This window comes from Pseudomonas sp. PKS (genome assembly GCF_051913525.1).
In the GTDB taxonomy this organism is placed as follows: Bacteria; Pseudomonadota; Gammaproteobacteria; order Pseudomonadales; family Pseudomonadaceae; genus Aquipseudomonas; species Aquipseudomonas guariconensis_D.
On sequence record NZ_JBEGDO010000001.1, the window covers coordinates 251,915 to 265,000 of the forward strand.

General features: G+C 64.1%; 11 protein-coding genes (1 of these 11 running past the window's edge). 2 read left to right on the forward strand and 9 right to left on the reverse strand.

Translation table 11 applies throughout. The features are described 5' to 3' along the window. Positions 1-28: 28 nt before the first annotated feature. The 5 genes from ABOA88_RS01245 to ABOA88_RS01265 form a co-directional block, all read right to left on the reverse strand. Positions 29-988, reverse strand: a complete 960-nt coding sequence (locus tag ABOA88_RS01245) for a lysylphosphatidylglycerol synthase domain-containing protein (RefSeq protein ID WP_367850802.1) — start codon at positions 986-988, stop codon at positions 29-31. Next, positions 988-2,190 carry a cardiolipin synthase ClsB gene (clsB, locus tag ABOA88_RS01250; protein WP_196168348.1) on the reverse strand — a complete coding sequence of 401 codons (1,203 nt, stop codon included), beginning with the start codon at positions 2,188-2,190 and terminating at the stop codon, positions 988-990. The genes ABOA88_RS01245 and clsB overlap by 1 nt, the downstream gene beginning before the upstream one ends. Next, positions 2,187-2,960, reverse strand: coding sequence for an endonuclease/exonuclease/phosphatase family protein (locus tag ABOA88_RS01255; RefSeq protein WP_367850803.1), 774 nt, complete (start codon positions 2,958-2,960; stop codon positions 2,187-2,189). The genes clsB and ABOA88_RS01255 overlap by 4 nt, the downstream gene beginning before the upstream one ends. Next, complete coding sequence (locus tag ABOA88_RS01260) at positions 2,957-3,874, reverse strand: DUF72 domain-containing protein (RefSeq protein ID WP_367850804.1); 918 nt, start codon at positions 3,872-3,874, stop codon at positions 2,957-2,959. The genes ABOA88_RS01255 and ABOA88_RS01260 overlap by 4 nt, the downstream gene beginning before the upstream one ends. 106 nt (positions 3,875-3,980) lie before the next feature. After that, positions 3,981-4,919, reverse strand: a complete 939-nt coding sequence (locus ABOA88_RS01265) for a LysR substrate-binding domain-containing protein (protein ID WP_196168351.1) — start codon at positions 4,917-4,919, stop codon at positions 3,981-3,983. A gap of 146 nt (positions 4,920-5,065) precedes the next feature. Here ABOA88_RS01265 and ABOA88_RS01270 point away from each other — a divergent pair, with 146 nt between their 5' ends. Further along, the gene (locus ABOA88_RS01270) at positions 5,066-6,442 is read left to right on the forward strand and encodes an L-serine ammonia-lyase (RefSeq protein ID WP_367850805.1); all 1,377 of its coding nucleotides are present in this window, start codon (positions 5,066-5,068) and stop codon (positions 6,440-6,442) included. 129 nt (positions 6,443-6,571) lie between these two features. Here the strand turns inward: ABOA88_RS01270 and ABOA88_RS01275 are convergent, their stop codons facing one another. The 4 genes from ABOA88_RS01275 to ABOA88_RS01290 all read right to left on the reverse strand — a co-directional run bounded on the left by ABOA88_RS01275 (position 6,572) and on the right by ABOA88_RS01290 (position 12,323). Further along, the gene (locus ABOA88_RS01275) at positions 6,572-8,233 is read right to left on the reverse strand and encodes an alkaline phosphatase D family protein (RefSeq protein ID WP_367850806.1); all 1,662 of its coding nucleotides are present in this window, start codon (positions 8,231-8,233) and stop codon (positions 6,572-6,574) included. 188 nt (positions 8,234-8,421) lie between these two features. After that, positions 8,422-9,714 (reverse strand): NAD(P)/FAD-dependent oxidoreductase, encoded by a 1,293-nt coding sequence (locus tag ABOA88_RS01280; RefSeq protein WP_367850807.1) that lies wholly within the window; start codon positions 9,712-9,714, stop codon positions 8,422-8,424. Positions 9,715-9,728: 14 nt separating this feature from the next. After that, positions 9,729-10,817, reverse strand: a complete 1,089-nt coding sequence (locus tag ABOA88_RS01285) for a polyamine ABC transporter substrate-binding protein (protein ID WP_196168355.1) — start codon at positions 10,815-10,817, stop codon at positions 9,729-9,731. 147 nt (positions 10,818-10,964) lie between these two features. After that, on the reverse strand, positions 10,965-12,323 hold the full coding sequence (locus tag ABOA88_RS01290; protein WP_043210572.1) for a glutamine synthetase family protein: 1,359 nt from the start codon (positions 12,321-12,323) through the stop codon (positions 10,965-10,967). Between the two features lie 151 nt (positions 12,324-12,474). Here ABOA88_RS01290 and ABOA88_RS01295 point away from each other — a divergent pair, with 151 nt between their 5' ends. Further along, positions 12,475-13,086, forward strand: partial view of a helix-turn-helix domain-containing protein gene (locus ABOA88_RS01295; RefSeq protein ID WP_196168356.1) — the 5' portion only. It continues 294 nt past the right edge of the window; the window shows 612 of its 906 coding nt (coding positions 1-612); it begins with the start codon at positions 12,475-12,477; its stop codon lies off the right edge, out of view.

A 13,086-nucleotide genomic window follows, 5' to 3' on the forward strand; every position in this document is an offset into this window, starting at 1 on the left:
GGACACCTCCCGGCCCCGGGGGCCTTCGTCAGGTCTTGCGCAACGCAGCCTTGCCACGCTGGCGCAGGGTCTTGGCGCGTTTTTCCAGTACCAGGTAGATGACCAATGCCAGCAGCAAGGGCATCAGGTAGTAAAGGGTGCGATAGCCCAGCAGTGCGGCCACCAGGCTGCCTTGGCTGAGCTGGCCATGCAGCAGCGCGAGGAACACCGCCTCCAGCACACCGAGCCCGGCGGGAATGTGCGCGACCACCCCTGCCACGCAACTGATCAACAGAATGCCAAGGATCGATGGATAGAACAGGTCATGGGGTAGCAGCCAGTAAATCAGCGCCGCCATCAACGCCCAGTTGCTCATGCCCAAGGCCACTTGGCACAGCGCCAGGCGCAGGGAGGGCAGGGTCAGCTCGTGGCCGCGCAGGCTCCAAGTGCGGCGTTTGGCGAAGCCGCAGGCCAGCAAGTAGCCCAGCGCCAGAGCCAGCAAGGCGATGCCGATCAGTTGTAGCCCGGTGGCGCCTACCGCCCAGTTTTCCGGGAGCTTGACCAGGCGCAGGGCGAACACGCTGCCGGCCAGCAGCATGTAGCCGACCCAGTTGGTCAACAGGCCCAGGGTGAGGATTCGGGTAATGGTCGGTGTGTCCAGGCCCAACCGGCTGTACAGCCGATAGCGCAGCGCCACGCCGCCCACCCAGGTGGTGAAATTGAGGTTGAAGGCGTAGCACACGAACGCCACCGGCAACACTTGGCGCGCCGGCAGGTGGTGGCCGGTGTAGGCGCGGCCCAGCAGGTCATAGCTGGCGAACGCCAGGTAGCTGGTGAACGCCAGCACCAGCCCCACGGCCAAGGTGCCAGGTTTGTAGGCCAGAAGCGACTGACGCACGTCGTTCCAGTCCAGGTTGCGCGCAAGGCTGTAGAGCAGCACCGGTATCAGCAGGACAAACAACACTGTCAGCAGGCGTTTGCCCCAGATGTGCCAGGCTTTGCGTTCCATCAGGTGTTGCCCTCGTGATAGGTGCCTGGGTCCTGCGCGCCCGGCGTCAGCGATTGCAGTTCCTGGCGGTGGGCAGGGAACCAGCCGGCGATCTTCGGGAAACGCCGGATCACGTGGAAACACAGGAAGATCAGCGGTGCCCGCCACCAATAGCCCCGCACCATGCGCTCCAGCGTCACCGCCTTGCAGTGCTGATGGGCCAGTTCGTCAAGGTGCTGGTAAAGCCGTTGGTTGAAGGCGCGGTCGCGGATCAGCAGGTTCGCTTCCAAGTTGAACGACAGGCTCAGCGGATCGAGGTTGCTCGAACCCACCGTGGCCCACTGGTCGTCGACCAGCGCGACCTTGCCATGCAGCGGGCGCTGGCAGTACTCGTGGATCTTCACGCCGTCGCGCAGCAGGTAGTTGTACAGCAGGCGTGACAAGGCCCGGACCCAACGCATGTCAGGCTGGCCCTGGAGGATCAGCCTGACCTCGACGCCACGCCGGGCGGCATTGCGCAGCTCGCGCATCAAGCGGTAACCGGGGAAGAAATAAGCATTGGCCACCACGATGCGCTGACGCGCCAGACGAAAACCTTCGAGGTAATAGGCCTCGATGTCGTTGCGGTGGCGGCCATTGTCGCGCTCCACCAGCACGGCGCTGGCCGGACCGCTGGGGTCGGTGACCGGCCGCACCTGGCTCGGCGGCTCCAGCACCGGAGACAGCAGCCGACGGCTCGACGCATGCACCTGGGAGACCACCGGGCCTGTGACTTCCACGGCGTAGTCCTGTTTGGCCATGGGGCCGAAGTCGCCCAGGTGATCGGCGCTGTAGTTGATGCCGCCGATGAACGCCCGCTCACCGTCGATCACGACGATCTTGCGGTGCAGCCGGCGGAACAGATTGGTGCGCATGCCCGCCAGGCGCGGCTGTGGGTCGAAGGCGTGGAAGCGGATACCGGCTTCGGTCATCGCCGAGATGAAGGCATCCGGCAGATCGGCCGTGCCGTAGCCATCGGCCGCGACTTCTACGCGAACGCCGCGCCGGGCGGCATCGATCAGCACTTGCTGAAGCCGTTGGCCGACCTTGTCGTCGTAGATGATGAAGGTCTCCAGCAGGATCTCTTCCCGGGCCTGGGCCATGGCCTGGAACACCCGCTCATAGTAGGCCTCGCCATTGATCAGCAGCTCGACCTGATTGCCATCCACCCAAGGCCGGTTCATAGGCTGATCTGCGCGGTAAGGGGGGCGTGGTCGGAGAGATGCGACCACGGGTACTTGGACAGTACCTGGGCTTTGCATGAGGTGGCGTTGCGCAAGTAGATGCGGTCCAGGCGCAGCAATGGCAGGCGCGCCGGGAAGCTGCGGGCAGGTGTACCGAACGCCTCCACCAGGCGCTGCGAGAGCAGTGCATCGGCCTTGCGCCGCCAGTCGTTGAAATCCCCGGCGACGATCACCGGGGCATCAGGCGGCAGGCTGTCGAGCAGCTCCAGCAGCAGGCGTACCTGGTTCTGCCGATGGGCCTCGCGCAGCCCCAGGTGCACGCACACTGCATGCACCTCTTCGTGCCCGGTCACTTCCAGCTGGCAGTGCAATAGGCCGCGTTGTTCGTTGCCGGCAATGGAGACGTCGAGGTTGTGGTAGCGGGTAATGGGGAATTTGGACAACAACGCGTTGCCGTGGTCGCCGTGGGGGTAGACCGCGTTGCGGCCATAGGCGAACTGCGGCCACATGCTGTCGGCGAGGAATTCATATTGCGGCGTCACCGGCCAGGCGGGGTGTCGCTCGGCGTGGTGCTGATGACTGCCGTGGACTTCCTGGAGAAACACCAGGTCGGCACCTGTGGCACGCACCGCCTCGCGCAGTTCGGGCAGGATGAAGCGCCGGTTGAACAGGGTAAAGCCTTTGTGCACGTTGATCGTCAGCACGTTCAGCTGGCGCACGGCAGTGACCTTGTCGATGATGCAGCGCGGAGCAGGCAGGGTCTTGTTCACAGTTCGACCTCCGGTTCCACCCCAGGCTCGGTCACCAGCTCACCGGCAAGGCCGAGCTTTTCCAGCAAGCGCCGGGCATCGTAGGGGGCATGGACTTTCTGGTCATTGTCGAAATAGCAGTAGATATCCCGCGAGGCCCGCTTGCGCGGCGCGCGCTGGACGATCAGCTCGGCGTCGTCGGGCTGGCCACCCTGGCTCCAGGCCAGGATGCGTGTCTTCCAGCGCCGCAAGGCTCGGGCGGTATAGCCGCTGCTGTAGAGCTCCACATCCCCGTGCAGGCGCAGGTAGACGAAATCGGCGGTGACATCCTCGACGTAGGGCCACTTGCCGGCGCTATCGGCCACCACCAGCGCCACGTTGTGGGCGCGCAGCAATTGGACGAACCCTTCGCAGAGAAAACTCCGGTGACGGATCTCCACCGCGTGGCGCAGCGGGGCATTGCCGTCGATGTCGGTGCCGCCGTTGTCGCGCAGGCGTTCGGCGCAGTGTTGGGCATAGGCACGGGCAGCGGCGCGGTCGTGGGGCAGTTGCTGGAAAAACGCGGCAAAGCGTGATTCGTCGTACTTCATGCTGGGAGGAAACTGCCAAAGCACCGGGCCGAGCTTGTCGCCCAGCAGCAGAGGGCCTGATGCGAAGAAGTTGGCCAGCGGCTCTTCGATCTCCTTGAGCCTGCGTACATGGGTGATGTAGCGCGGCGCCTTGACCGAAAAGATGAAGTCCTCAGGTGTCTGGTCGCGCCAGTTGCAATAACGCTCGGGCGTTTGCAGGGCATAGAACGAGCCATTGATCTCGATGCTGTTGACCGCACGCGAGGCGAACGCCAGTTCGTCGTCCTGACGTAGGCCTTTGGGGTAGAAGTCCTTGCGCCATGGGCCATAGCGCCAGCCGGAAATACCGATACGGATATCGCTCACGGTGCCTTCCTTCGCTCAGGGTGGTTTTGCGCGACGTGTGCCGATCACTCTTGATGTGCGACCGGCAAGCCCTGGCGAGGGTTCAGGATGTTTGACGAGTGGCAGGCTAGCTCAGCAAAGGGTGCAGGGCGCGGAACCCCTCGGCTTCTTCAACCAGCCAGTCATGCACGGCGCGTGCGCCTGGCTGGCTCAGCCCGCCAGGCGGGTAATGGAGCATGTAGCGCTTGTGGTTGGCGATCGGCACACCGAAGGGCACGATCAGTGCGCCACGCTCCAGCTCGTCGTTGAGCAGGGTGCGCCGGGCAATGGCCACGCCGACGCCGGCGATGGCGGCTTCGATGGTCAAGTGGTTGCGATTGAAGGTGTGCCCACGGCGCACATCCAGGCTCCCGGCGCCGATGCCTTCGAGGTAGAACTCCCATTCGGCATATTCCGAGCTGCCGCGCCAGGCGGTGATGTCATGCAGCAACGGGTAGTGCACCAGGTCCGCCGGGCCATGCAGCGGCGGGCGGCCGCGCAGCAGGGCGGGGGAGCAGACCGGAAAGATCTGCTCATCGAGCAGGGGGGTCGAGAGCATGCCGGGATAGCTGCCATCGTTGAGGTCGATGGCCAGGTCGAAATCCTCTGGGTTCAGGGCTTGGTTGCTGTCCTCGGCCACCAGGCGCAATTCGATGTCCGGGTAGCGCTGCTGGAAGCGGGGCAGGCGAGGGGTGAGCCATTTGGCCAGGAACGAGGGGATCGAACGCAGGCGTAGGGTGCCGCGGATTTCGCCGGCGTCCAGGCGCAGCAGTTCGGCCTCGATGCTGCCATAGGCCTCGGCCACGGTCTGCGCCAGGCGCTGGCCTTCAGCGCTCAGCTCCACGCCTCGAGCCCGACGCAGGAACAACCGATAGCCCAGGCGTTCTTCCAGTTGACGCATCTGTTGGCTCACGGCACCGGGAGTGATGTGCAACTCCTGCGCGCAGCGGGTGAACGACAGATGCCGTGCCGCGCAGGAGAACACATGCAGCCAGACGAACGTCTGGCCATTGAGTTGTCGCTTCATCGTTTAGCCTTGCTAAAGCCTTGCTTAGGAACTTTCGTTGGTCATTACCCGACGGACGAGTCAGTATCACGCAATATCGCAGTCTCGTTCAATTTTATCGGAGGGGCGGTCGACGGCTAAATGGCCCGTCACGCCCAGGTATTAGCATGGCTATCAGTGTTTTCGACCTCTTCAAAATTGGCATTGGCCCGTCCAGCTCCCACACCGTGGGTCCGATGCGCGCCGCGGCGACCTTCGCCCAGGTGCTTCGCGAACGGGGTGTGCTGACGCAGGTGACGCGGGTCGAGGTGCGGCTGTATGGATCGCTGTCGGCGACCGGCGTCGGTCATGCCACTGACCGCGCCTGCCTGCTCGGGCTGATGGGCCAATGGCCAGATCGTATCGATCCGCAGAGCATCGAGCCGCGCATCGCACAGGTGATGCAGGAGCAGTGCCTGATACTCGATGGCAGCCGTCCGGTAGCGTTCGAGTATGCCCGCGACCTGCTGCTGCTCGACGAGAGCCTGCCTTACCACCCCAATGCCATGAGCCTGGAGGCGTTCACCGAACAGGGCAGCCTGTTCTCCCAGACCTATTACTCCGTCGGCGGTGGCTTCATCGTCGAGCAGGCCGAAATCGATGCGCCCCAGGGCGATACCGACCCGGTCAAACTGCCCTATGAGTTCAACAGCGCGGCTGAGCTGCTGGCCCTGTGCAAGGCCCACCAGCTCAGCGTTGGCCAACTGATGATGGCCAACGAGTGTGCCTGGCGCCCTGAGGCCGAAGTCCGGCAGGGGCTGCTGAAGATCTGGGCGGCCATGGGCGACTGCGTGAACAACGGCCTGCGCAACGAAGGCATTCTGCCGGGCGGCCTGCAGGTCAAGCGCCGTGCCGCCAAGCTGCACCGCAGCCTGCAGGAGCTGGGCAAGCCCAATGTCATCGGCTCGACCTTGAGCGCCATGGAGTGGGTGAACCTGTATGCCCTGGCGGTCAACGAAGAAAACGCCGCGGGCGGGCGCATGGTCACCGCGCCCACCAACGGCGCGGCGGGGATCATTCCGGCGGTACTGCACTACTACATGAAGTTCAACCCCGGCGCCTGCGATGACGATGTGGTCGCGTTCCTGCTGGCGGCCGCGGCGGTGGGCATCCTGTGCAAGAAGAACGCGTCGATTTCCGGCGCGGAAGTCGGCTGCCAGGGCGAGGTCGGCTCGGCCTGCTCCATGGCGGCCGCGGGCCTGGCCGAGGTGCTGGGTGCTACGCCCGCGCAATTGGAGAACGCCGCCGAAATTGCCCTGGAGCACAACCTGGGGCTGACCTGCGACCCGGTCGGAGGGTTGGTCCAGGTGCCGTGCATCGAGCGCAACGCCATTGCCGCAGTCAAGGCGATCAATGCGGTACAGATGGCCCTGCGTGGCGACGGCGAGCACTTCATCTCCCTGGACCGGGTGATCCGCACCCTGCGCGACACCGGCGCTGACATGCATGCCAACTACAAGGAAACCTCCCGCGGTGGGCTGGCCGTGGCGTTTGTCGAGTGCTGAGGCAGACCGTGCATCCATCCTTTATTCGCGGGTAAACCCGCGCCCACCAGGATTGCGCAAGCCTTGAGAGCGGCGCAATCCCGGTGGGCGTGGATTAACCTGCGACCGTTCGCTCTCCCAGGTATGGGCTTACTTGAGCAATACCCGGCGCTTGGTCAGCTCCCCGTCGTCCCCGCCCGGCCAGTGCAGTTCCACCAGTACTTCGGTCTGGCTACCGTCCAGCGACGGCCGCACCTGAAGCATGGCGAAGTTCTTCGAGCCGGCCATGGCGTACCAGCGTTCGCAAATGACGTCCTTGACGCCTGGCATGCTGCCGCCCGCGCTGATGGCGAGCTTCAGGACGCCGGGGGCCGGCATGCGGGAGATGGCACTGGAGGTGACCTGGAACACCTTGGCCGCTGGATAGCGCTTGTGCAGCAAGCGGAACACCGCCGCGCAATGCACATCGCCGCTGAGGAACACCACCGGCTTGGCGCTGTTGCCCAGGGCCTCGAACACCGCATCTAGCAGGCGTTTGCGTTCGGCTTGGTTGCTCTCGTGGTCCCATTCGTCCATGCAATCGTCCTTGAACGATCCGATGTCGGCGTAGTTGGTCACGGCGTTGCGCCAGTGCATGACCGGTACCGGCGACACCACGAACACTGCGTCGGCCTTTTGCACCGGTGCGCTTGTGAGCCAGGCGGTAAAGCGCGCCATTTGCTCGCTGCCAAGCAACTTGCAGGGGTCATTGGCCTCGATGTCGTGATGGCCGCGCATGTCCAGCACATAGAACGCCGACTGGCCTTGCTCGAAGGCATAGTCCCACTGGCAGGCGTCGGGATTGTCCAGGTCGATCGGCGTGGATGGGTTGTGGCTGTGTTCGTACTCGTAGTACACCCGACAAGCGGCGCGCCACATGAGGTCCACCAGCATTTGGTTGGTCGTGGTGTTGTTGCTGCGCTCGAACAGCAGGGAGATGCGCTTGCGCCGTTCGACTTTGGTCAGCGAGCCCCAGCCGTCCATGATTTCGTGATCGTCCCAGATCATGTACTGGGGCAGGCGTTCATAGATCTCCCGCTGGGCCGGCACGTTCCAGTAGACCCGGTAGAACCATCGGTAGAGGTTGCACAGGTAGCGCTCGATGCCCGCCTTGTCGTAACCCTTGCCTTTGCCCTTGCTGTACGCCTGCAGTAGTTCGTCCTTGTTGTCCTTGAGCCATTCCCAGATATCCAGGAAGCCGTTCTTCTTGTTGGTGTCCACGTACACCTGGTCGCCACCGCCGATGACGAAGCTGGCGCGCTGGTCTGCCAGTTGCTGATGCATCAGCGGCCAGGCACCGGCACTGCCGTCGGCACTGATCGGGTCGTGGCAGCTGTAGAACCCGAAGGTGAGGGTGCTGGATGCCTTGGGCGGGGTCACGAAGAAGCGCGGCCGGTCGCCACCGATCTCGGTGCGCCGACCGACCTTGCCGGCGTCGGTTTCGTCGCTGATCAGCGCGTAGTAATAGGTGGTTGCGGGCTTCAGGCCTGTGACGTCGAAGACGCCGGTGACATCGGTGTCGAAGCCCAACGTCTTGGCCTGTAGGTACACAGGTTTGATGGCGTTGCGTTCGAAGTATTGGGTGACGGGCAGATCATCGAGACGAACCATGTCGCCGCGCATCGGATTGGTGGTAACCGCCAGGTACCAGGTGCCGGGCCGGTACAGGCGTACCCACAGGCGGGTACTGTTGGGCGTGGTGGCGCCGATCAAGGCGGCGCTGGAAAGTTTGGGGTATTTGCTTTCGTTGGAGGTGGGGTCAAGCAGGGGCATGGATCCATCCTGGGTTCTCACGGTGTTACCGGCCAGTAAAGCCGAGTTTTGCCGTTTCGCTTGTTCCGGAACTGGCCGGCGTCATGCCATTGTTCAATGCCCATAGTCCCGTCACGTCATGGGCAAGCCCACAGATCGGGTGCAAGTCGCCCAGGCCTGCACCTGTTCTGCGGGGCTCTAGAGGGTGGTCAACCCAGCACTTCTCGCAACCGGTACCACAGCATCCCCAGGGCCAGCAGCGGCGAGCGCAGGGCCTTGCCGCCGGGGAAGGTCAGGTGGGGCACGGCGCTGAACACGTCCAGGCCCTGGCTGTGGCCCACGGCGATGGATTCAGCCAGCAGCTTGGCGGTCCAGTGGGTGACGTTCAGGCCATGGCCGGAATATCCCTGGGCGTAGTAGACGTTTGGGTGCTGGCTCAACCTGCCGACCTGGGGGAAGCGGTTGGCGGTGATGCCGATCATGCCGCCCCACTGGTAATCGATGCGCACCTCGCCCAGTTGCGGGAATACCTTGAGCACCTTGGGCCGCATGTAGGCTGCGATGTCCTTGGGATCGCGCCCGGAGTAGTGGCAGGCGCCGCCGAACAGCAGGCGGCGGTCGGCGGTGAGGCGGTAGTAGTCCAGACCGACCTTCTGGTCGCAGAGGGCCATGTTCTGTGGGATCAGCGCCTTGGCGACGTGCTCGGGCAGGGGCTCGGTGGCCACCACGTAGCTGCCGGCCGGCAGCACCTTGCCGCTCAGGCGCGGTTCCAGCTCGTCCAGGTGCGCGTTGCAGCCAAGTACCAGGCTGTTGGCGCGCACCTTGCCGCGCGCGCAGTGCAGGGTCACGGTGGGGCCGTGCTCGATGCGTTGCACCGGGCTCTGCTCGAAAATCCGCACGCCTAGCTGCTGCGCCGCGCGGGCTTCGCCCTGGACCAGGTCGAGCGGGTGCAGGTGGCCCGAGCCCATGTCGACCAGGCCGCCCGCGTACTGGTCGCTGGCGACCACCTCGCGGATCCGCTCGGGGCCGACCAGGCGGGTTTCGTGGCGGTAGCCCAGCGCGGCCAGATCGTCCAGCTCGTCCTTGAAGGCGGCGAACTGCGCAGGGGTGTTGGCCAGTTCGCAGAAGCCCCAGCGCAGGTCGCACTCGATGCCATAGCGGGCAATGCGATCGGCCACCAGCTCCACCGAATCGATGCCGGCCTGCTTGAGGTAACGCACGCCGTCCTGACCGACGTAGCGGGCGAAGCCGCTGACGTCATGGCCAATGCCGCGGATCAATTGCCCGCCGTTGCGCCCGCTGGCGCCCCAGCCGATGCGCCGGGCTTCGAGCAGGATCACCGAAAGGCCACGCTCGGCGAGCTCCAGCGCGGTGTTGACCCCCGTCAGGCCGCCGCCGACCACGCAGACATCTGCGCTCAGCTCGCCTTCGAGCGTAGGGTAGGGCGTCGAGCTGCGCGCCGTGGCGGCGTAGTAGGACGCAGTGTGTTGAGTAATAGGCATGGCTCGTGCTCGGCTCAGCGGTTGGACTTGATCTTGCTCCAGGAGCGGGTCATGACGCGCATGATCTTAGGGCTCGGGGTGCTGGAGACATACAGCTTGTCCAGCACCGCCTGGGATGGATAGATCTCAGGGTTGTGGACCAGGGAGGCGTCCATGTAGGCCTTGGCGTCCGGGTTGGCGTTGGCGTAGCCGACGGTGGCGCTGACCTTGGCGATCACCTGCGGGTCGAGCAGGTAGTTGATGAAGGCCAGGGCCTGCTCCGGGTTGCTGCTGTCCTTGGGGATGGCCAGCAGGTCGAACCACAGGTTGCTGCCTTCCTTGGGAATGCTGTAGGCGATCTTCACGCCGTTGTTGGCCTCCACCGCGCGGCTGGCGGCCTGGAACACGTCGCCCGAGTAGCCGAAGGCCACGCAGACATCGCCGTTGGCCAGGTCCGAGACGTACTTGGAGGAGTGGAAATAGGTGACATAGGGGCGCAGTTGCATCAGGCGCGCTTCGGCCTTGGCATAGTCGGCGGCGCTTTCGCTGCGCGGGTCCATGCCCAGATAGTTGAGCACGGCTGGGAAGAGTTCGTCAGGCGAGTCCATGAAGGCCACGCCGCATTGCTTGAGCTTCTTGAGGTTCTCCGGCTCGAACAGCACGGCCCAGGAGTCGACCTTGTCGATGCCCAGCACCGCCTTGACCTTCTCGACGTTGTAGCCGATGCCGTTGGTGCCCCACAGGTAGGGCACCGCGTAGCGGTTGCCCGGGTCGTTCTGCTCCAGTTGCTTGAGCAGCACCGGATCCAGGTGCTTCCAGTTCGGCAGTTTGTCGCGGTCCAGCGGCATGAAGGCGCCGGCCTGGGCCTGGCGCGCCAGGAAATGATTGGAAGGCACGACCACGTCGTAGCCGGTGCGTCCGGCCAGCAGCTTGCCTTCGAGGGTTTCGTTGGAATCGAACACGTCATAGACCACCTTGATGCCACTGCTGGCCTGGAAGTCGGCCAGGGTGGTGTCACCGATGTAGTCGGTCCAGTTGTATACGCTGACGCTCGGCTGGGCCTGGGCGGCGGCGCCGAACACCAGGGCGAATGCAGCGGGAATCAGGGTTTGCAAATGACGCATGTCGACACCTCGTTGGTCTTGTTCTTTGAATGCGGTGTAACAAAGGTTGCACTGGCTCAGGGGCCGCGCGTAGCCCTGTGGGAGCGGGTTCACCCGTGAATGCGATGGCGCACTCACCGATGCCCTCTCCCACAGGCGTGGCAGGAATCAGACGCTCAGCAGCAGGAACTCACGCTCCCAGGAGCTGATCACACGCTTGAAGTTCTCATGCTCGGCGCGTTTGACCGCCACATAGCCCTGGACGAACTGACGTCCCAGGTATTCGTGCAGGGTCTGGCAGTCTTCCATGTGCTGCAAGGCATCTTCGATGGTGATCGGCAGGCGCAGGTTGCGCCGCTCGTAGGCGCGGCCCTGCACCGGCGCGCTCGGCTCGATCTTCTCGACCATGCCCAGGTAGCCGCACAGCAGGCTCGCGGCGATCGCCAGGTACGGGTTGGCATCGGCGCCCGGCAGGCGGTTTTCCACACGCATGGCCTCGGGGCTGGAGGTCGGTACGCGCAGGCCCGCGGTGCGGTTTTCCTCACCCCACTCGACGTTCACCGGTGCCGAGGTGTCCGGCAGGAAGCGGCGGAACGAGTTGACGTTCGGCGCGAACATCGGCAGCACCTTGGGGATGTACTTCTGCAGACCGCCGATGTGGTGCAGGAACAGCTCGCTCATGCTGCCGTCTTCGTTGGCGAAGATCGGTTTGCCGGTGGCGATGTCGACCACGCTCTGGTGCAGGTGCATGGCGCTGCCCGGCTCGTCGGTGATCGGCTTGGCCATGAACGTGGCGGTGACGTTGTGCTTGAGCGCAGCCTCACGCATGGTGCGCTTGAACACGGTGATCTGGTCGGCCAGATCCAGTGCGTCGCCGTGACGGAAGTTGATTTCCATCTGCGCCGGGCCGTCTTCGTGGATCAACGTGTCCAGGTCCAGGCCCTGGATTTCGCACCAGTCGTAGACGTCTTCGAACAGCGGGTCGAATTCGTTGGCCGCGTCGATGGAGAACGACTGGCGGCCGCTTTCGGCACGGCCCGAACGCCCCAGCGGGACTTGCAGCGGTAGGTCCGGGTCTTCGCAGCGCTGAGTCAGGTAGAACTCCATTTCAGGCGCCACGATCGGCTGCCAGCCTTTGTCGGCGTACAGCTTCAGGACCTTTTTGAGCACGTTGCGCGGCGACAGCTCGATCGGGTTGCCGTGCTTGTCGAAGGTGTCGTGGATGACGATGGCGGTCGGCTCGATGGCCCACGGAATCTGGTACACCGCCGAAGGGTCGGGGCGGCAGACCATGTCGATATCGGCCGCATCGAGCAGGTCGTAGTAGATGTCGTCATCGACGTAGTCGCCAGTGACCGTCTGCAGCAGCACGCTCTCCGGCAGGCGCATGCCGCGCTCGTGGAGGAACTTGGCAGTCGGCGCGATCTTGCCGCGGGCAATGCCGGTCAGGTCGCTGATCACACATTCGACTTCGGTGATCCGGTGTTCTTTCAGCCAGGTGGACAGCTGATCGAAGGGGGCGTTCATACAGACCTCTTGGTTGGGTTTTATGGGCGAGTCCGCGTTGGAATCTTCCCAGGCGACGCGCTGAGGACTATCTTGGTCGCAGCCCCCTGGGGCGATCTATCCATTTTCTTCGGCAACAAATGCACCAAAAGAGTGCATAAGGGACACGCGCGTGACAACGCCCAATGCCTTGCAGGTCCAGGCTTTCCACACCAACGATGTGACCGAACAGGTGCGCGCCACCCCTGGCTGGCAGCAGCAATACCGGCAAATGTCCCCAGGGCATTTCAACGGCCAGCTGCGTTGCCTGGGGCTCGATGGCGTGGAGGTTTACGAAGAACGGCTCAATACCCGGGTGGAGCAGTTCTTCCGCGCCCCGAGCGGGTCGCTGGCGTTCTGCTTCGACCGCAGCGAGAACAGCCTGTACCTGCTCAACGAGGACAGCCGCAACATCTGGATCACGCCGGAGAACTACCAGGAAGTGGCGGTGGTGTTCGACCAAGCGTTCATGGCGCGTCACGGCTTGGACGTGAAACGTCTGGAAGGGCTGTTCATGGTGCCGCTGGGCAGTGGCCAGAACGCGTTGTTCGGCAGTTGGCTGAGCGCCACCCTCACGCGACTGGCCGATGCCGATAGCCCGCTCGAGGGCCAGGCTTTGGCCGAGCAACTGCTCGAAGACTGCCTGTTCATCCTCGACAATGCCTGCCAGCGCCTGCAAGGCGACGCCCTGGGCCGACGCGACGAGGAGCGAGCGATCATGCGCCGGGTCAGCGAATGGGCCGCA

Coding starts and splice junctions, on each gene's coding strand:
- ABOA88_RS01285 (WP_196168355.1), bottom strand. CDS start 10,817: ATGCGTCATTTGCAAACCCTGATTCCCGCTGCATTCGCCCTGGTGTTC.
- clsB (WP_196168348.1), bottom strand. CDS start 2,190: ATGAACCGGCCTTGGGTGGATGGCAATCAGGTCGAGCTGCTGATCAAT.
- ABOA88_RS01290 (WP_043210572.1), bottom strand. CDS start 12,323: ATGAACGCCCCCTTCGATCAGCTGTCCACCTGGCTGAAAGAACACCGG.
- ABOA88_RS01275 (WP_367850806.1), bottom strand. CDS start 8,233: ATGCCCCTGCTTGACCCCACCTCCAACGAAAGCAAATACCCCAAACTT.
- ABOA88_RS01280 (WP_367850807.1), bottom strand. CDS start 9,714: ATGCCTATTACTCAACACACTGCGTCCTACTACGCCGCCACGGCGCGC.
- ABOA88_RS01265 (WP_196168351.1), bottom strand. CDS start 4,919: ATGAAGCGACAACTCAATGGCCAGACGTTCGTCTGGCTGCATGTGTTC.
- ABOA88_RS01245 (WP_367850802.1), bottom strand. CDS start 988: ATGGAACGCAAAGCCTGGCACATCTGGGGCAAACGCCTGCTGACAGTG.
- ABOA88_RS01270 (WP_367850805.1), top strand. CDS start 5,066: ATGGCTATCAGTGTTTTCGACCTCTTCAAAATTGGCATTGGCCCGTCC.